At 67.7% G+C, this 17672-nt stretch carries 11 protein-coding genes; 7 read left to right on the top strand and 4 right to left on the bottom strand.

Annotation, left to right across the window (positions count from 1 at the left end; translation table 11 throughout):
• Positions 1 to 78 precede the first annotated feature (78 nt).
• The 3 genes from AB0B45_RS33060 (at position 79) to AB0B45_RS33050 (ending at position 5896) form a co-directional block, all read left to right on the top strand.
• A complete protein-coding gene (locus tag AB0B45_RS33060; RefSeq protein ID WP_358138572.1) occupies positions 79 to 2838 on the top strand; it encodes a BTAD domain-containing putative transcriptional regulator in 2760 nt (919 codons plus the stop codon).
• A gap of 350 nt (positions 2839 to 3188) precedes the next feature.
• Entirely contained in the window at positions 3189 to 4901 is a 1713-nt protein-coding gene (locus tag AB0B45_RS33055; RefSeq protein ID WP_358138570.1) for a BTAD domain-containing putative transcriptional regulator, read from the top strand.
• Between the two features lie 164 nt (positions 4902 to 5065).
• Positions 5066 to 5896, top strand: a complete 831-nt coding sequence (locus AB0B45_RS33050; protein ID WP_358138568.1) for a helix-turn-helix domain-containing protein — start codon at positions 5066 to 5068, stop codon at positions 5894 to 5896.
• Positions 5897 to 6490: 594 nt separating this feature from the next.
• On the opposite strand, the gene AB0B45_RS33045 is transcribed toward AB0B45_RS33050, so the two are convergent.
• Together AB0B45_RS33045 and AB0B45_RS33040 are read right to left on the bottom strand one after the other, a co-directional pair.
• Positions 6491 to 6820, bottom strand: a complete 330-nt coding sequence (locus AB0B45_RS33045; protein WP_358138566.1) for a hypothetical protein — start codon at positions 6818 to 6820, stop codon at positions 6491 to 6493.
• A 158-nt stretch (positions 6821 to 6978) separates the two neighbouring features.
• The gene (locus AB0B45_RS33040; RefSeq protein ID WP_358138606.1) at positions 6979 to 9981 is read right to left on the bottom strand and encodes an RHS repeat-associated core domain-containing protein; all 3003 of its coding nucleotides are present in this window, start codon (positions 9979 to 9981) and stop codon (positions 6979 to 6981) included.
• A gap of 1018 nt (positions 9982 to 10999) precedes the next feature.
• On the opposite strand from AB0B45_RS33040, the gene AB0B45_RS33035 reads away from it, so the two are divergent.
• The 3 genes from AB0B45_RS33035 (at position 11000) to AB0B45_RS33025 (ending at position 16275) form a co-directional block, all read left to right on the top strand.
• Positions 11000 to 12847, top strand: coding sequence for an ABC transporter ATP-binding protein (locus AB0B45_RS33035; protein WP_358138564.1), 1848 nt, complete (start codon positions 11000 to 11002; stop codon positions 12845 to 12847).
• Complete coding sequence (locus AB0B45_RS33030) at positions 12844 to 14649, top strand: ABC transporter ATP-binding protein (protein ID WP_358138562.1); 1806 nt, start codon at positions 12844 to 12846, stop codon at positions 14647 to 14649. Before AB0B45_RS33035 ends, AB0B45_RS33030 begins: the two co-directional genes overlap by 4 nt.
• Positions 14650 to 15003: 354 nt before the next feature.
• Entirely contained in the window at positions 15004 to 16275 is a 1272-nt protein-coding gene (locus tag AB0B45_RS33025) for an ISL3 family transposase (RefSeq protein ID WP_358138560.1), read from the top strand.
• Positions 16276 to 16369: 94 nt separating this feature from the next.
• Here the strand turns inward: AB0B45_RS33025 and AB0B45_RS33020 are convergent, their stop codons facing one another.
• Both AB0B45_RS33020 and AB0B45_RS33015 read right to left on the bottom strand, forming a co-directional pair.
• A complete protein-coding gene (locus AB0B45_RS33020) occupies positions 16370 to 16678 on the bottom strand; it encodes a hypothetical protein (protein ID WP_358138558.1) in 309 nt (102 codons plus the stop codon).
• A gap of 262 nt (positions 16679 to 16940) precedes the next feature.
• The gene (locus AB0B45_RS33015; RefSeq protein ID WP_358138556.1) at positions 16941 to 17354 is read right to left on the bottom strand and encodes a phosphoribosylanthranilate isomerase; all 414 of its coding nucleotides are present in this window, start codon (positions 17352 to 17354) and stop codon (positions 16941 to 16943) included.
• Between AB0B45_RS33015 and AB0B45_RS33010 the strand changes: the two genes are divergently transcribed.
• The gene (locus AB0B45_RS33010; RefSeq protein ID WP_358138615.1) at positions 17269 to 17619 is read left to right on the top strand and encodes a hypothetical protein; all 351 of its coding nucleotides are present in this window, start codon (positions 17269 to 17271) and stop codon (positions 17617 to 17619) included. The two genes, AB0B45_RS33015 and AB0B45_RS33010, sit on opposite strands and share 86 nt — an antisense overlap.
• Positions 17620 to 17672: the final 53 nt, after the last annotated feature.

The raw sequence follows: 17672 nt of genomic DNA, 5'->3' as shown, positions 1-17672 counted from the left end.
CCGGCCGCTGGCCGTTGGTGCTCGCGCAACCTGTTCCGGGTCAACCACAACCTCCGGTGAGTCGTAAGATGTCGGCTCATGTCGTTGCGGGTAGTCGTTCTGGGTCCGGTGCGCGCCTGGACCGGTGACGCCGAAGCCAAGCTGGGCTCTCCCCAGCAGCGGCTGGTGCTGGCCGCGCTGGCGCTGGCCCAGGGCCGCACCCTGAGCCTGGCCCAGCTCGCCGACGTCCTCTGGGGCGCGGCCGAGCCGCCCCGCAGCGCTGTCGGGGTGATCCGTACGCACGTCTCCCGCCTGCGCGCCGTCCTCGGCCGCGCCTCGGTCGTCTCGGCGGGCGACGGGTACGCGCTCGGCCCCGCCTCCACCGACGTGGACGACTTCGACGCCCACACGGCGGGCGGGCGCCTGCGGGAGGCGCTGGACCTGTGGGAGGGCGAGGCCCTGGCCGGGCTGCCCGGCGAGTACGCCACAGGCCGCCGCGTGTGGCTGGCCGAACAGCGGACGGCCGTCCTCGAATCCCTGCTGGAGGACGAGGTACGCCGGGGGCGCCACGCCGAGTGCCTGGCCGAGCTGACCGCGCTGCGCGCCGAGTACCCGCTGCGCGAACGGCTGACCGGCCTGCTGATGCGGGCACTGCACGCCGCAGGACGGCAGGCGGAGGCGGCCGGCGTCTACGCCGACACCCGGCGACTGCTGGACGAGCAGCTCGGCGTCGAACCGTCGCGGACGCTGGCCGAGACGTACCGGGAGATCGTCGCCGCCGCCCCGGTGCCGGCGCCCGAGGCGCAGCGGCCCGTCCCCGCCCAGCTTCCCGCCGCCGTCACGGACTTCACCGGCCGCGCCGCCCTGGTGGAGGAGCTGACCCGGGCGCTGCGGCCCGGCGCCGCGCTGGCGATCTCCGCGCTTTCCGGTCTCGGCGGCATCGGCAAGACCGCGCTGGCCGTACACGTCGCGCACCGGGTCAGGGCGCACTTCCCCGACGGCCAGCTCTTCACGGACCTGCGCGGCGCGGGCCCCGACCCGGCCGACCCCGCCGAGGTGCTGGCCGGGTTCGTGCGCGCGCTCGGCGTCGAGGAGGTGCCCGACGGGCTGGAGGAGCGCTCGGCCCTGTTCCGCACCCTGCTCGCGGAGCGCCGGGTGCTGCTCCTGCTCGACAACGCGGCCGGCGCCGCGCACCTGAGCCACCTGCTGCCCGGCGCCCCGAGCTGCGCCGTCGTGACCACCAGCCGCGTCCGGCCGTCCGGGCTGGCCGGTGCCCGCCAGTTCGCTCTCGACGTCCTCGAACCCGGCGAGGCCCTCGACCTGCTCACCGCGATCGTCGGCCGCGACCGGATCGCGGCCGAACCCGACGCCGCGCGGGCCCTGGTGGCTGCCTGCGGCCAGCTGCCTCTCGCGGTCAGGATCGCCGCCGCCCGGCTGTCGGCCCGCCCGTCCTGGCCGGTGTCCCTGCTGGTGGAGCGCCTGGCGGACGAACGCCGCCGCCTGGTGGAGCTGCGGGTCGGCGACCTGGCGCTGGAGTCGGTGTTCGCGCTCAGCTACGACCAGCTCTCACCCGCCCAGGCCAGGGCCTTCCGGCTGCTGGCCCTGCCGGACGGGCCCGACCTGCCCGCGCCCGCCGCCGTCGACCTGATCGGCCCCGGGGCGGAGGACTGGTGCGAGGACCTGGTGGACCTCGGTCTCGCCGAGTCCCCGGCGCCGGGCCGCTACCGGATGCACGACCTGCTGCGTGTCTTCGGCCGGGCCCGCCTCGGCGAGCGCGAGCGGGCCGAGGGGCTGGCGCGGCTGCTCGACTTCCATCTGGCCACGCTCAGGAACGTCCACCGCGCCGTCAGGGGCGGCGAGTCGGCGCAGCAGCTCGCCGAGATCACCGCGACGGGGCGGCCCCTGGCGGACCGTCCGGCGGGGCGGGCGTGGCTGGCGGCGGAGACGCCGGGCCTGGCCTCGGTGCTCGCCCAGGCCGCGGCGGAGCCCGGCGCCCGCACGGACGTGCTCGCCGAGGTGGCCTCGCTCCTCGCCTCGCAGATGGACGGCGTGGTCCAGGCGTCGCTGGTGATCCCGGCCGTGCGCGCTGTCGCCGCCGCGGCCGGGCGGCGCGACGAGCCGGCGTCCTGCCTCGCGCGGGCGGCTCTCGGGCACCTGCTCAGGGACAGCGGCGAGATGGACGAGGCGGCGCCGCACCTGCGGGCCGCCCTCGACCTCGCCAGGCGGCACGGCAGAGCGGACGCGTTCCTCGACGTGAGCAACACGCTGGGGCTGGACGCCTACTATGCCGGCGACTACGACCGGGCGGGCGAGCTGCTGCGCGAGAGCATCGCGTTCGGCCGCCGCTCGGGCCTGCCCTCCGACCTGGCCACCGCCTCGCTGAACCTGGCCCTGGTCCACATCGAGACCGGCGACACCGCCGAGGCCATCCGCCTGGCCCGCTACGCCCTGCCCCTCAGCGCGGACCAGAACCTGCGCACCTTCGCCCTCTACACGCTGGCCAGAGCACTCGGCGACGCGCCGGAGGCGGTCGCCCGCTACCGGGAGTGCGCTGACGTCAGCCGCGAGAACGCCCTCGGCTTCCGCACGGCGGCGGCCCTGTTCCGCCTGGCCGAACTGCACCTGGCCGCCGACCCGGCGCAGGCCGCGACACTGGCGGAGCAGTCGCTGGCGGAGAGCGAGACCCTGGAGAACCCGCACATCCGAGGCGACGCGCTGGCGGTCCTCGGCCGCGCCCTCGTCGCGCTGCGCCAGCCCGCTCGCGGCCGCGTCTGCCTGGAGGAGGCCGCCGCCGTCTTCACCCGCCTCGGTCTGCCCAAGGCCGACGACGTACGGGCCGTCCTCGACGGGCTCGGCTGAGACCAGCGCGTTTATCAGGGCAGCCGCGACCAGCAGTGGCACCTGTTCGACCGGGCAACGGTCAGCACGTCATCCAGACGGCGCTGGGCGGGTCCATGGTGCTCGACGTGATCCCGAACAACTGGCGTGTCCAGCTCGCCCCGGCCCACTACCGCACCAGTTGTGGAAGTTCGAGCCTGCGGGCGGCGACCGCTTCCGCGTCCGGGCCGTGTACAACATGCAGAACGGCTACCCGCACGGGCGGCTGCCTGACGGCGAACTCCGGCGGGGACCTCACCGCCCTCGACTGCAACAAGCACGGCCAGCTCTGGCGGCTGGTCGGATCCTGACGCGGGCCTACTATGTGAGCTGTGCGTTTCGAGGTGCTCGGTCCGGTTCGCGGCTTCCGAGATGAGCAGGAGATCGAGCTCGGCTCGCCACAGCAACGGCTGACGTTGGCCGCCCTGCTGCTGGCCGAGGGCCGCTCCCTCACCATCGACCAGCTCGTGGAGATTGTGTGGGCGGACGAGCCGCCCAAGACCGGGGCGGCCACGGTGCGCACGTATCTGTCCCGGCTGCGGGCCGCGCTGGGCGAGGGGGCGATCCGCTCCACCGGCGGCGGCCACAGCTGCCCGGCCCCTCTCGACGTCACCGACTTCACCGCGGCGGTCGGCCGGGCCAGGCAGGCGCCGCCGGTCCAGGCCCGCGACCTGCTCGCGGACGCGCTCCGGAGCTGGCGCGGGCAGCCGCTGGCCGGGCTGCCCGGCGCGTGGGCGGAGGGGCAGCGGGCCCGCCTCGCGGAGCTGCGGCTGTCGGCTCTCGAAGCGAGGATCGAGGCCGACCTGGCGCTCGGCCGTCACCAGCAGGTCGTGGCCGAGCTGAGCGAGCTGACCGGCGCCCACCCGGGCAGGGAGAGCATGGTGGGGCAGCTCATGCTCGCCCTGTACCGCTCCGGCCGCCAGGCCGAGGCCATCGCCGTCTATACCGGCCTGCGGCGGTCGCTGGCCGACGAACTCGGCCTCGCGCCGTCGGCCAAGCTCGCCGTCCGCTACCAGCAGATCATCTCCGGTGACCCGGCTCTGACGCCCCGGCCGCAGCAGGGGCTGCCGGTTCCCCGCCAGCTTCCACGCGACCTGTCCGACTTCACCGGCCGCACGGCGTACGTGGACGACCTCCTCGGCGTGCTGCGGGCGGTGGGACGGCAGGCGCCGCCGCTGGTCGCCGTCTCGGGCACCGCCGGGGTGGGCAAGACCACCCTGGCGCTGCGCGTGGCCCACGAGCTGCGGCCTGACTACCCCGACGGGCAGCTCTACGTGGACCTGCACGGCGCGGGCGGCGACCCGGCCGACCCCTGCGAGGTGTTGGCCTCCTTCCTGTACGCCCTGGGCGTCGCGGAGCAGCGGATCCCGGAGGAGCAGCAGGAGCGTTCCGCGCTGTTCCGCTCGCTGCTGTCCGACCGGCGTGTGCTCCTGGTGCTCGACAACGCCTGCTCCGCCGCCCAGGTGGGCCCGCTGGTGCCCGGCGGCGCCGGGTGCGCGGTACTGGTGACGAGCCGGCCCAAGCTGCCGGACCTGGGCGCCGCGCACAGGGTCGATCTGGCCGTACTCACCCCGGGCGAGGCCCTCGACCTGCTCGCCAGGATCGTCGGCGAGGAGCGGGTGGCGGCAGGGCGGGAGGCCGCCGAACGCCTGGTGGCCCTGTGCGGGCACCTGCCGCTGGCGATCCGCGTGGCCGGCGCCCGGATGGCACTCAGGAGCTTCAGGACCGTCGAGTCCACGCTGGCCGAGCTCACGGACGAGCACGGCAGGCTGGACGTGCTCCGCGCCGGGGAACTGGACGTCGAGAGCACCTTCGAGCTGTCCTACCGCGCGCTGTCGCCCGCGCAGGCCCGCGCCTTCCGCCTGGCGGCCGCGCCCGACTGCGACGACCTGCCGCTGCCTTCGGCGAGCGCCCTGCTCGACCTGGCCGAGCCGGACGGCGAGCACCTGCTGGAGTCGCTGGTCGGCCTCAGCCTGCTGGAGTCACCCGCCCCCGGCCGCTACCGCTACCACGACCTGCTCAAGGTGTACGCCAGAGGCCTGTAGGACTCTGCTGGTTAACTCGGATTGCGGCTCTGGTTCGTGGTGTGATGGTGTCTGTTTTTGATCATGCCCGTTGTGTCAGCAACCTGTACCGCGTCAAAACTCAGTCGCGATGGCTCTGAGCTGTGGTTTGACTGCGTCCAGCCCTGACGACAAGATCACGCCTTGTGCCTGTTCGCCTGCTCTATCTGATCACGGTTCGGGTGTTCGGCTGGCTGATGTTGCTGGGTCGCAGCCAAGCGTCGAAGAACGTGGAGATCATGGCGTTGCGGCATGAGGTGGCGGTGTTGCGGCGTCAGGTCGCCCGCCCGAAGCCGGACTGGGCCGATCGGGCCGTTCTCGCGGCGTTGGCCCGGTGGTTGCCGGCGGTGCTGCGCGCTCATCGGCTGGTCACCCCGGCGACGTTGCTGGCATGGCATCGTCGTCTGCTCCGCCGGGCCTGGACCTACCCCCATCGGCCCGGGCGCCCAAGGACAAGTCGGGAGATCCGGGACCTGATCGTTCGCATGGCGAGGGAGAACCCCGCGTGGGGCTATCGACGGGTGCATGGTGAGTTGGTGCGGCTCGGTTACGAGGTTGGCGAGGTGACCGTGCGGCGCATTCTGCGCTCGCGCCGCCTTGGCCCGGCGCCTCGACATCTCGACACCTCCTGGCGGTCCTTCCTGCGAGTACAGGCCAAAGGACTTCTGGCCGGCGATTTCTTCCACGTTGACACGATCTTTCTGAAACGTCTGTACGTGTTGTTCGTCATGGAAGTTCATACGCGGCGCGTGACGTCACCTTCGCTCGGTCCTGAACGAATAGCTCGATCACTACAACGGGCATCGCCCGCATCAGGCTCGTGGGCAACGACCACCCGATCAAGACGAGCCGGTGGTGGTGCCGATGGTAGGCCGGATCGAACGCCGCAAGGTCCTCGGAGGAGCGATCAACGAGTACCGCCGAGCCGCATAGTCGGCCGGAGAAACACCAGCTCAGTCCCTATGCGCGAGTTTTGACGCGGTACAGCCGATTTCTGTCGCTCTGTCCGGCATTATCTCCGCCGTCGTGCTGGGCAGTGCCAATGCGTGCCGGGCCGTATCCCGTACACGCGAGCAACCACCGAGCAACCGCGCATCCTTTCCCGTCGGCATTGTGCGTCATTTGTCCGCATCCCAGATCACCGCCGCGCAGGGCCACGCCTCATCGCGCACGAGCCCATCGAGCAACCATGCGCCATCGATTCGGCGGCGGTGCCCTGTCGCCTCCCACCGTCGTCATCAGGTTGTGCGTGACGACCAGGTCGTCTTCGGCGACAATCCGCCTGACGTCGATCCTCGGCACGAGGACGCCCGCGCCACGGCGACGACCGACTGGTTCGGTGCGTCCTCGTGGACCCGGTCCCAGCCGTACGGTCCGCGCCCGCCTGGCCCTTCGTCGCGCTCGGCGAGGGTCCCGTCGATGTCGACGATCCACGCGCTTCGGTCATCCGGGCAGAGGAGCGGCCCGTCACCCGATGGCTGGTGGAGGGACGGGCGGCGGTGCCGACGGCGCGTTCAGGTGCGCGGCGGCGTGCTGCCCCGGACGTTGCCTGCCTGGGCCTGCGATAGCCATCACAGCGTGCCGTGAAACACCTCAAGGTACACCAGCGATTCCTCCTGGACAGATGACTCCTTAAGCCGCTCCAAAACCTCTGGGTGGTCTTCGAAGTACAAAGGAGCAAACGGACGCACGACCACGTGCGTGCCTTGCCAACGGGCAGAATCCATCGACACGATCGTAGGCCGGTTCTCCGCGCTGATCACCCACTTACGGGCGACCAGAAGCTCAGCAGCCTTATCGAGCGCGTGCGGGCCACTCGTCGCTCCAACATCGATCACCAACATCTTCGCTATCTGCGTCCGGCCGTTCCTCTCATATTCAGTGGTGATCTCCTCCTGCACCTTGCCTATGCCACGAAGATCGTCGAGAGCGGCAGGGGCAACCCGCAGCACCGAAGGTGCAGGTGAGGACCATATGCATCCCGAACCCAGGAGGACTACAGTAAGGACAACGATAGTCATCCGGCCGATGAGGACCGCTTTCTCCGCGAACGATATTTTTAGTCGCAATCCTTCCAGCCCACTCTATTGCAGTATTCGTCGACCGCACCGCCCGGAGCCCACCACTTTTCCAATGCCTTTCGGCGTTCAATTCCGGTATCGGGGTTCGAAACGCGGAGCGCCTTGTCTTTAAAGCCACTCTCCGCCCATTCTATGAATCGGGTGGCGTTGAGTCTCGTATTCCCAGATGCAGGGTTATCCACCCACACTCCCGAGCACCCACAATAGGCAATTGCCGCCTCCCTATCAGTCAGCCAGTGTGTGGCTCCATCCTTCTGATAAGATACATTCTCCTTCAGGTGTGCCATCCAGGCAGCAGCGAGATGTATGGATCTGTGCGGGTTCAGCCCCTCCTTTACGTAATCGCCAATAGGCCTTCGCCCCCACTCCTTACTCCCGTAGTGCTTCATCATCATCATTCGGATCTTGTAGATTTCCAACTGAGCCAGCCCGACGGACGCCCCCACTCCCTTGTTCTTTGTCTTGCTATCGCCGTAGATCCCGAGATAGAAGTCCGCGGTGAGGGATACATTGCCGAACTTGTTAGCCGTCGTATTGATCTCCCACAGCAGAACAGCAGTCAGAGATTCTTTACTAATGCCGTGATTCCCGGCCGCCTTTTCGATTGTTCCATAATACTTAAGCAGTTTCGAGTACGTGTTGTAGTACTTGAACTCGGGAGCTTTCTGCATGGAGGGCGAGAGCCCCCCGCCATATAGTCCGTGGGTCGATGTCAGCCCGCCAGCCATGGCCCAGTTATTCATAAGGGTCATGTCGTTCGCGGCGGGGGACCAGGTAGACATGTATCCATCACGGACCTCATGCGACACGTTTTTGTGGTAAAAGTACGGCTGGTCCACGGGGCGTCCGTTGGGCATGTACTTGTAGCCGAGACGCTCGATCTCCGAGTCGGAGAGCCCAGGGCCGTAGAGCCAGTCGTAACCCGGGGCGGTAGTGAAGTCGCTCCACCACTTCGCATGTGAGGCTGTCTCATGACAGATACTGCCTCCGCCCATACCGCCGACGCAGCCCCCGCTGGCCCATCCAGATTCCATCAGCGAGCCTCCTGGCACCGAGCCTCCCCCGAAGGAAGAGTCGCCCGTGCCGAAGTCAATCAACTTCGTGGCATGCCCGGTAGGGTCGACTCCGGTCAGCGGTGAAGCGTTGGCATACGTGTAGCGGTTAGTCTGCACAGACGGATTCGGGGACAGGGTAGCGGTGTCTCGACTTGCAAAGCCCCCCGTGCCGGGCTGGTACCAGCGGGCATACATGTTGACCTTGCCGGTTTCCGGGTCGGTGTATTCGCCCTGATACCCCAGATTTCGCTTTGCTCCCATCTGAGCCACGCCTTGGCCGAACGGGTCGTAGGCGGTGGAGTCGACCAGTGCGGCGGCGTTGAAGGTCGCCACCAGGTCATCGTGGAGGTCGGTGAGCGCGCTGACCGCCGCGCCGCCGTTCTCCTGGAGGCCGAGAACCCCACCGGCCACGTCACGGCCGTATCTACCTTGGACAGCTCCGGCGTTGTCGGTGATGGTGGCGACGTCGTTGGCCAGCCCTGAGTAAGTGTAGTGCTGCGTTGCCCCGGCCTTGGCGCGAGCTGTGAGGCGGCCGAGCGCGTCGTAGATATAGGCGAGATCGCCGTCATTGACGAGCTCATCGAAGGCGTTGAAGGTCAGGTTGCGGGTGGTGCCGCCCTTGGTCTCGGTGGCCAGGGTGCCCCGCGGGGTGTAGGTGTAGTCGACTCCGTCGCCGGAGGTGAGGCGGTTGCGCTCGTCGTAGGCGAAGGTCTTGGAGCCAGCCTTGGTGCGGTTGCCGGAGGCGTCCCACTCGTAGGTGGTAGTGGCCCCACCGGGGGCGGTCCACGAGGTCAGGCGTCCGGCGTGGTCGTAACCGTAGGTGTTGGCTCCAGCGCCGGCAGTCCCTGCGGTGGTCTTGCTGGTGAGGTTGTCGTCGTTGTCCCACCCGTGGGTGATCTTCGCAAGCTGGGTGCCTGCGCCGTTCTTGAGCGTGTGGGTCTTGACGCGGTCGAGGTCGTCGTAGGTGTAGGTCTGGGTTCCGGCCTGGCCGCTGGTGGGGGTGATGGAGGTGAGCCGGTCGGCGTTGTCGTAGCCGTAGGTCAGGGTACGGCCGGTGACCGGGTCGGTGGTGGTGGCGACGCGGTTGGCGTTGTCCCAGGTGAAGGCGGAGGTGCCGGCGACGTCGATGCGCTGGGTGGGGTTGCCGAGCGCGTCGTAGCTGTAGCCGGTCTGGTGCGTCGTCCCTCGCTTAATCGTCTGGGGCAGGCCGCGGTCGTTGTAGTCGACGGTGAGATCGCCGATATTGGTTCGACGGCCTGTCAGGTCGTAGCCGAAGGTCCGGTCGGAGGTGGTGGTTTCGGCGCCGCTGCCGCTCTCGGTGACCAGGCGGTTGAGATGGTCGAAGACCCGGTCGATCCGCACCCCGCCCGGCTGGATGGTCGCCGTCTTGTTGCCCATCGCGTCGTAGACGCTCGTCCAGGTGCGGTCGGCCAGGTCAGGGTGTGCGGTGGTGGACGGCTCGGTCAACGTCTCCCGGAGGCCGAGGCTGTTGTAGCTGGTCCAGGTGGCGTTGCCGCGACCGTCGGTCAGCCGGGTACGGGCGCCCACCGCGTCGTAGCCGAAGCTCGTGGTGATCGTCTCAGTGGCCGAGACGGGTTCGATCAGCGAGGTAACTCGGTTGAGCGCGTCGAAGGTCTGCCGGGTGGTGCGGCCTTCCGGGGTGGTGGTGCTGGTGGGGTTGCTCGCGGCGTCGTAGCCGTAGCCGGTGGTGCGCAGCACCGTGCCCGCGGGGTTGAGGTCCTTGACGCTGGTCTTGCGGCCGGCCAGGTCGTAGTCGGTCTGGGTGGCGTTGCCGAGCGCGTCGGTGATCTTCGCGATGCGGCCGGCCAGGTCGTAGGCGATCGTGGTCTTGTGGGTGAGCGGATCTGTTTCGACCGTGACCTCGCCTGCCGCGTTCACCGTGAAGACCGTGCTGTGCGCCGTCATCACGCGTCGTGCTCTGCGAGCTGTCCCATCGTCTGCCGCTCCGGTTGTCCCCGGCCTCGCGGAGCACCGGCTCACGGCATGCCGGTTCTTCTCAACCACGGCACAGAACCCGTTGCCGCAGACACTTACGGCATAACCTGCAGAAACAGGATCACGCGAAGGTCAACTCATACACCACTTCGCTGGACGTGACCCGCGCGCGAGCCAAGCTCAGGGCCTGCGCCACGAGTTGGTCCGCTTCTTCGTGTCGGCAATTTAGATAGCACCAGCGAGCCAATTCGGCAGGGGTGACAGGCGATCATGTGCTCCCGTCTGGAAGTCGTGAGAGCTGTACCAGAAACGGCATGATGCTCGGTCGTGCTGCTGCGCTTGGCCTACCTCACCGTGACCTCCACCTTCTCTTTTCTGCGACTACTGCCCAGGAGCGATCACGACAAGGACATGGAAATTCTGCTGCTCCCTCACCATCCTGCGCGATCGCCCGGCCGGCAGCACTTTCACCGACCTCGCCCGTCCGTCAAGACCGAGTCGGCGCCCCGGCGGCACGACAGATTTCTGACGGGCGCGCAATGCGCTGACCGTCTTGCCGGAGAGCCCCGGGTTGAGGCAAGGTACCCGGGTCCTCGATTTCACATACAGCTGGGCCAGCGTTTCATCAAGGGTTCTTGCTGCATCGCCGCCGTAGCTGCCGAACGATTTCCGAAAACTTCTGTATCAATTTTCCTGCTGAGCGCTGAACCGTTCCGGATGTCGCTCGTCGTGGCCCTACCGATTGGATGATCTCTGTGATTCCTGCTGGCACCCTGCGCGAACTCGATAGCAGCGACTCAGCTACCCCGCCGGAGGAATAAGAAGCCCTCTACTGCGCTCAATACCAGCCCAACACGACCGATGGAATCACCCCCTGAGCTCTCTATCAAAGCCGAGGTGGTTCACAGGGTGCGGTGTTCGGGGTTTTCGATTGACAGTGATGAGGGCGAGAACATGCTCTCGGAGCGTTCACGGAGCGGAGGCTTTCATGGAGGAGAACGCGGCTTATTCGCGATGGAGGTTGTGGGCGAGGGCCGTTTGGGGCCGGGTGCTTGAGCGGTGGGGATTGTTGCGGTTCCTTGCCTGGGCTGGGCGAGGGGATTCTCTTGGGCTTGTTGGGGTTACGGGGGTGCTGGTGTTGGCGGCGCCGCTGATGGCGGTGGCTGCGGGTGAGCTGGTCGGGGCGGTCGCGCGTACGAGGGGTTTGGCGGGGGCGATACCCGCGCTGGGGATCCTCCTTAGCGCCATGTTGTTGTATCAGGGGGCCTTGGCCGTTCAGCAGATCCTTGACCATCGGGTTTCGTGGGCGATTGATGGTGGTGTGCGGCGGCGGATTCGGGAGCTGGCGGCGACGCCGCGGGAGATCGGTCATTTGTCGGAGCAGAAGTTCATGGCTGATGCCGAGCGGGCGACGGATCTGGGGTTCACCTGGCGGAAGCGGTCTGCCGGGACGGCTGTGACGGCGCAGGTGCATCTGCTTGGGCGGCTTACCAGTACGGTCGCGGCGGCGGCGGTGCTGGCGATGTACCTTCCGCTCCTGTCCGTTGTGCTGTTGGTGGTCTGTCTGCTCAATCGGGCGGTGGTTCGGCGGCAGTGGGTTCATCTCGTCGGGGTCGAGGACGAGGCGATCGACGGGGAGCGGAAGACCGAGTACTGGTCGGAGGTGGCCGCCGGGCCCGCGTCGGGTAAAGAGGTGCGGCTGTTCGGGTTGGCCGGGTGGATCGTTGGCAGGCGTCGCGCCGAGCATCACGCGTGGATGTCCGTCCGGTGGGCGGCACGGCGAGAGGTCGTCCGCCGGCAGGGGACGACCATCGGCCTCACCGCTCTCTCCGCGGTCGGTGTGCTCGTCGTTCCCGGTGTCGCCGCTGTCCAGGGCGTCTTGGACGCCGGTGAGCTGGCGACGTGTCTGGTGGCGGCGATGACGGTCTGGGGCATCGGCGCGCTCTTCGGCCAAGACCTAGACCTGGCGTACGGCCTCGGCGCGGTTCAGGCGCTGAGGCGGCTGGAGCTCTCGCACCGGGCGCCTGACGCGGAGACAGGGACCCGGGTCGGGACGGGGGCGCTCGTCCACTTCGAGGCGGTCTCCTTCAGCTATCCGGGGGCGTCGAGGAAGGTTCTCGACGGCCTCGAGCTCGAGATCCATCCGGGCGAGGTGCTGGCCGTCGTCGGAGCGAACGGCGAGGGGAAGACCACCCTGATCAAGCTCCTGGCCGGGCTGTACAAGCCCACGAGCGGGCGGGTCACCGTGGGCGGAACCGATCTGGCCGAGGTCGACGTCGAGCACTGGCGGCGCCAGCTCACCGTGGTCTTTCAGGACTTCATACGCTATCCCGCGTCGTTGCGCGACAACGTCGCGCTCGCCGCCCCCGAACACCCCGCCGATGACGAAGCCGTCCTCCTCGCACTCGAACGGGCGGGTGCCGGGGCGCTTGTGCGGACCTTTCCTCGCGGCCTCGACACCCCCTTGTGGCGCAGCGGGGAATCCGGACGGGATCTGTCGGGCGGGCAGTGGCAGAGCGTCGTGATCGCTCGTGCGCTGTTCGGGGTGGCGCACGGCCGCCGCCTGGTCGTCTTCGACGAGCCGACCGCCAACCTCGACGTCCGGGCCGAGACGGAGTTCTTCCAGCGGGTCGTCAAGGCCATCGGGGACGCCTCGGCGGTGCTGATCTCCCACCGGCTCTCCACGATCAGGCATGCCGACCGGATCGTGGTCCTGCAGGACGGAAAGATCATCGAATCCGGCCGTCATGCCGACCTCATGCGCCGCGACGGTGCCTACGCGACCCTGTTCCGGCTCCAATCGGAGCACTTCGACACCGAGGCGGCCGCGTCATGACGAAGCGATTCCAGACCGCGCGCCATCTGTTCCTGCTCGGGCTGCGCGCCGATCGCGGTGGCGTCTTTCTCGTCGCCTCGCTGATCCTGGCGGCCTCGGCCTCACTGGCCGGGACGGCGGCCGCCCAGCGATGGCTCGTGGAGGGCTCCGGCAGCAGTTCGACGACCACGGTGCTGCTGGCCGCGGCGCTCGGGATCGCGGTCATGACCGCGCAGACCGCGCTCACCCGCCTGCGCCAGCTCCGCTGCTCGGACCTGGGCGAGCTCGTCGCCCGCGACCTCGACCAGGAGGTCCTGGCCGCGGCAGCGAACGTCCCGACGATCGAGCACCTCGAGCATCCCGAGTACGCCGACCGGCTGACGAGGCTGCGCCAGGGGACGCGGGACATGGCCGAGACCTGCTGGTTCGCCGCCGAGACGAGCGGAGCGATCCTGGGGCTGGCGTTCGGCGTCTGGCTGTTGGCGCACGTCGATCCGCTGCTTCCCGCGGTCATGCTCGCGGCGGCTCCGATGCTCTACTGCACCTCACGGGCGCGGAGGCTGGTCCGTGAGGCGCGGGAGTCGTCGGCGTCGGCAGCGCGGCTTGAGAAGGAACTGCACGAGCTCTGCACACGTCCGGAGTCCGGGAAGGAGATCCGGGTGGCCGGAAGCGCCGCCGAGCTCGGGCACCGTGCCGCGGCGCTCTGGACGGAGGCCGGACGGGCCGAGTCCCGCGCCCGAATCAGGGCCCTCCGCTGGGAGCTGGCCGGCTGGATCTGCTTCTTCGCGGCGATGGCGGCGGCGTTCACGGCGCTGATCAACCTTCGTCAGGAGGGGCGGGCGACCCCCGCGGACATCGTCATGCTGATATCGCTCATGGGCCAGCTCACCCAGCAGGTGTCCATCGCCGTGTACGGCCTGGGACGGCTCACCGAGAGCGCCCGCACGATCGACCACTATGTCTGGTTCATGGAGTACGCGGCCCGAGCTCGCCGCGGTGCTGCCTCTCCCCCGGGCAGGCTGGCGCGGGGCATCGAGCTCCGCGGCGTGTCCTACTCCTATCGGGGCTCTGACCACCCGGTTCTCGACGGCATCGACCTCCATTTGGCCCCCGGGACGGTCGTGGGCCTCGTGGGGCTCAACGGCGCCGGGAAGACGAGCCTGATCAAACTCCTGACCGGCCTGAACGAGCCGACTGCCGGCCAGATTCTGATCGACGGAGTCCCCCTGCCCGGGCTGTCCCCTGTGGAGTGGTCCGCGCGGTGCACGGCGGTGTTCCAGGACTTCGCCAAGTTCCAGACGCTCGTCCGCGAGACCGTCGGGGTCGGTGACCTTCCCTGTCTCGATGACTGCGACGCGGTGACCGCGGCGGTCGGCCGCGCCGGCGCCACGGCGCTCGTCTCGAAACTCGCCGACGGCTTGGAGACGCAGCTCGGCCCGGTGTTCAACGGGGTCGAGCTGTCCGGGGGCGAGGGGCAGAAGCTAGCCGTCGCCCGCGGCCTGATGCGGCGCGAGCCCCTCCTGCTGATCCTGGACGAACCGACCGCCGCGATCGACCCGGCGGCCGAACACGAGCTCTTCCAACGATTCGCCGAGCAGGTTCGGGAAATGATCGCCAACTGCGGCGGGATCGCCATCTTGATTTCGCATCGATTCTCGACCGTCCGCATGACGGACAAAATTGTCGTCCTCGATCAGGGCGTCATTGCAGAAGAGGGCTCCCATCATGAACTCATGAGCTCGGCGGGCCGTTACGCCGAACTGTATCGACGACAGGCGAATGCCTACGCTGACAATGACTCCACTGGCGCCGCGATCAATTGATCGATCAGCTTATCCGTCCGATTGTGTCAAGCCCAGCAAGGCGAAGATCCGGCTATCATCAGGGAGCTTCCGGAAGAAACGGCCAAATGAGGCCGGAGTATTCGCTGCTGTCCTCTTCTCGCAGGTCAACTCGCCACAGCTGTCCTCGTTCCACAACTCCGTGAGGCCCGCTGAAATGGGTTCAGTGACGACATAACAGTCACACCATTACTGGCTCTTCGATCTTGAGGGAGAAGGGCGTCGGCGTGGCCTGACGCGCGAGAGCTCGTGACCCCACCACACTAGCTGTTGATCAAGGACAGTTAGTGACGGGGGCCACGAGCTGTGAACGACAGTACTTCGATCCTGTTCGGCATGCCCGACATCGCAGTGCTCAAGGTCGAACGCGTCGCCGATGAGCGCGGTGAACCTGTGCGAGTCGCGCATATCGGACGACCTGAGGAGTGGGCCGCCTGCCCCGAGTGCGGGGTCATTTCCACCACGGTTCGCCAGCGCCGCACGACAAGGCCACGGGACCTGCCCTACGGCGAGGAGAGGCTGCTGGTGTGCTGGCACAAGCGGCAGTTCGCCTGCCAGGAGGACCAGTGCCGACGCAAGGCATTCACCGAGTCGGTGACCGAGACCCCGCCCCGGGCACGGGTGACCGGCCGATTGTGCCGGGCAGCGGCTCGTCGCGTCGCCTCCGGTGCATCGGTGACGCAGTCGTGCCGGGAGTATCGCCTAGCCTGGCCGCTGGTGCACCGCCACTTCGTCGCGCTGGCTGACGAGCTTCCGGCCGAGCCGGAGCCGGTGGAGGTGCTGGGCATCGATGAGACCCGTCGCGGACGGGCACGCTGGCGCAAGATGCCCGATGGGAGCTGGGAGAAGCTGGAGCGGTTCGAGACCAACTTCGTCGACCTGTCCAGTGAGCAGGGGCTGCTCGGCCAGGCCGCCGGCCGCACCGGCGCCGCGGTCATCGACTGGCTGGCGGCACGCGGCCTGGCGTGGAAGGCTGCCGTGCGAGTGGTCGCGATCGACCCGGCCGCGTGCTACCGCACAGCCATCCGGCGAGCGCTGCCGCACGCCATCATCGTGGTGGACCACTTCCACCTCATCGCCCTGGCCAACAAGGCACTCACCGCGATCCGCCAGCGCGTCACCCGCGAGCAACGTGGACGCCGCGGCCGGGCCGCCGACCCGGAATGGGCCAATCGCCACCGTCTGCCCCGTGCCCGGGAGAACCTGTCTGAGCGGGCCTTCATCGGCATGTGGAACGCGCTCATCGACCACGAGCCGACCGGGCAGATTCTCACCGCCTGGATCGCCAAGGAGGAACTACGCGCGTTGCTGGCCTGCGCCCGCCAACAAGCGCCACGCTCAGTGATCTCCCACCGGCTGTTCCACTTCTTCCCCTGGTGCGCGACCTCTGACCTCCCGGAGCTGGTCACCCTGGCCGAGACGATCGACGCGTGGTGGCTCGAGACGCTGGCCTTCATCACCACCCGGGTCACCAACGCCCGCACCGAAGGAACGAACCGTCTCTTTAAGGACGCCGCCCGCGTGGCGTTCGGCTTCCGCAACCTGACCAACCAACGCCGACGAGTACGGTTGGCCTGCACACAAAAAATGATCAACGCAGCGGCGTGAGGGTGACCATCCCCCTCAAAATCGAAGAGCCCCATTACTCGCCGCAGTTGAACTATATGCGTCAATAAACCTTGCTGTTGGGCCGATCTGCTGGTCAGCACTCTCTGGACTGCACGACACGATCGATCGCGACCTCGGAAGTGCAGTCCAACACGGATGTAGCATCAGGCTCGTGGATAGGCGAACAGATCGACGCTAGGTATTGAAGCGACGAATCATGCTTCACCGCATAGTAAGCCAGCGTGTAATTTACATAACGGTCTACCAGAACGAATTGCCTGGCAGCGAGCGCTGGCTCAATATCAAACGCCTGCCGGCTTAAGCGATCCACCACACCAAAAATACCAAGGATATTCTCTTCCGCGACAGCTCCGTTGCCATCGCCGAAGAGCGTGCCGTTCACACAAGGCGGACCGCCATCAATCCGACGGCTGGCATAGCGCGACCATCCGTGATGGCGAAATCCCGCTATCAATCAATCTCGCCAAGGAGTAAATTGATCGCAGTCGGTGTGCCTGCTCCATCGGCGCCACAGAAATCGATCAGCGCGCCTAGAAGGCCGTGCGGCTTCAGGGGTACGATAGGCTCTGAGCGTGGCGAAGGCGTCCTGCCGATAGTCAAATGCGCCCTCTCAGCTTGGCGAAATCCACTGCGCAACCGCAGGGCTAGCCAAGCGATGCCGCGCGCCGGGCGTTTTCGACGAATGCACGTACCTTTTGGCGGGATTTAACCCCTACAGCGGATTCCACGCCGCTGCACACGTCAACGGCATACGGCCTAGTCTGCTTCACAGCGTCAGCAACGTTCTCGGAATCAAGGCCACCGGCCAAAATTAGTGGTCTCGCCAGTTCTACTCCCTCGAGCAGTGACCAGTCGAAGCGTCGACCGGTGCCGCCAAAATGCCCGTCGACTTTCGCATCCAGCAGGAATGCGTCTACGTGGTACCGCTCCAAGCCAGCCAAGTCCTCGCGCGAGCCGACCCGGATCGACTTGATGACTCTCACCGGGAGCTTCTCGGCAAACTCCGGTCCCTCATCTCCGTGCAACTGGACGCAGTCCAGGCGAACTCCCTCAATCACACGCAGAATATCAGCGAGCGAGGCATTCACGAACACCCCAACAGCCGCCGAGGCGTTCTACCGCATCGTCGACGCCGCCTGCGAGCAGCGCAGCGTCGTCACCAGCAACATCCACCCATCCGGCTTCGACACGATCGCGCCCAAGCCACTGGCCACCGCCACTGTCGACCGGCTGCTGCGCCACGCCCACCTCGTCGGGACCAGCGGAGACTCCCACTGCCTCGCCGAGGCCCTCACCGGCAAGGGGGTGACCCCGCCGCTCTGACCACCAAAACAGGAGATCACCTGGCCATGAGGGCCCACCCCCGAGCGTGTGGC

Origin of the sequence: Nonomuraea sp. NPDC049152, assembly GCF_040648355.1 — a bacterium.
In the GTDB taxonomy this organism is placed as follows: domain Bacteria; phylum Actinomycetota; class Actinomycetes; order Streptosporangiales; family Streptosporangiaceae; genus Nonomuraea.
The sequence above is the reverse complement of the archived record's forward strand: the minus strand, read 5'-3'. Positions and strand labels throughout refer to the sequence as shown.

Bases quoted from the DNA above. Each gene is read 5' to 3' on its own strand.
- AB0B45_RS33035 (WP_358138564.1), top strand. From the start codon at position 11,000: ATGGAGGAGAACGCGGCTTATTCGCGATGGAGGTTGTGGGCGAGGGCC.
- AB0B45_RS33010 (WP_358138615.1), top strand. From the start codon at position 17,269: ATGACTCTCACCGGGAGCTTCTCGGCAAACTCCGGTCCCTCATCTCCG.
- AB0B45_RS33040 (WP_358138606.1), bottom strand. From the start codon at position 9,981: ATGACGGCGCACAGCACGGTCTTCACGGTGAACGCGGCAGGCGAGGTC.
- AB0B45_RS33060 (WP_358138572.1), top strand. From the start codon at position 79: ATGTCGTTGCGGGTAGTCGTTCTGGGTCCGGTGCGCGCCTGGACCGGT.
- AB0B45_RS33030 (WP_358138562.1), top strand. From the start codon at position 12,844: ATGACGAAGCGATTCCAGACCGCGCGCCATCTGTTCCTGCTCGGGCTG.
- AB0B45_RS33025 (WP_358138560.1), top strand. From the start codon at position 15,004: ATGCCCGACATCGCAGTGCTCAAGGTCGAACGCGTCGCCGATGAGCGC.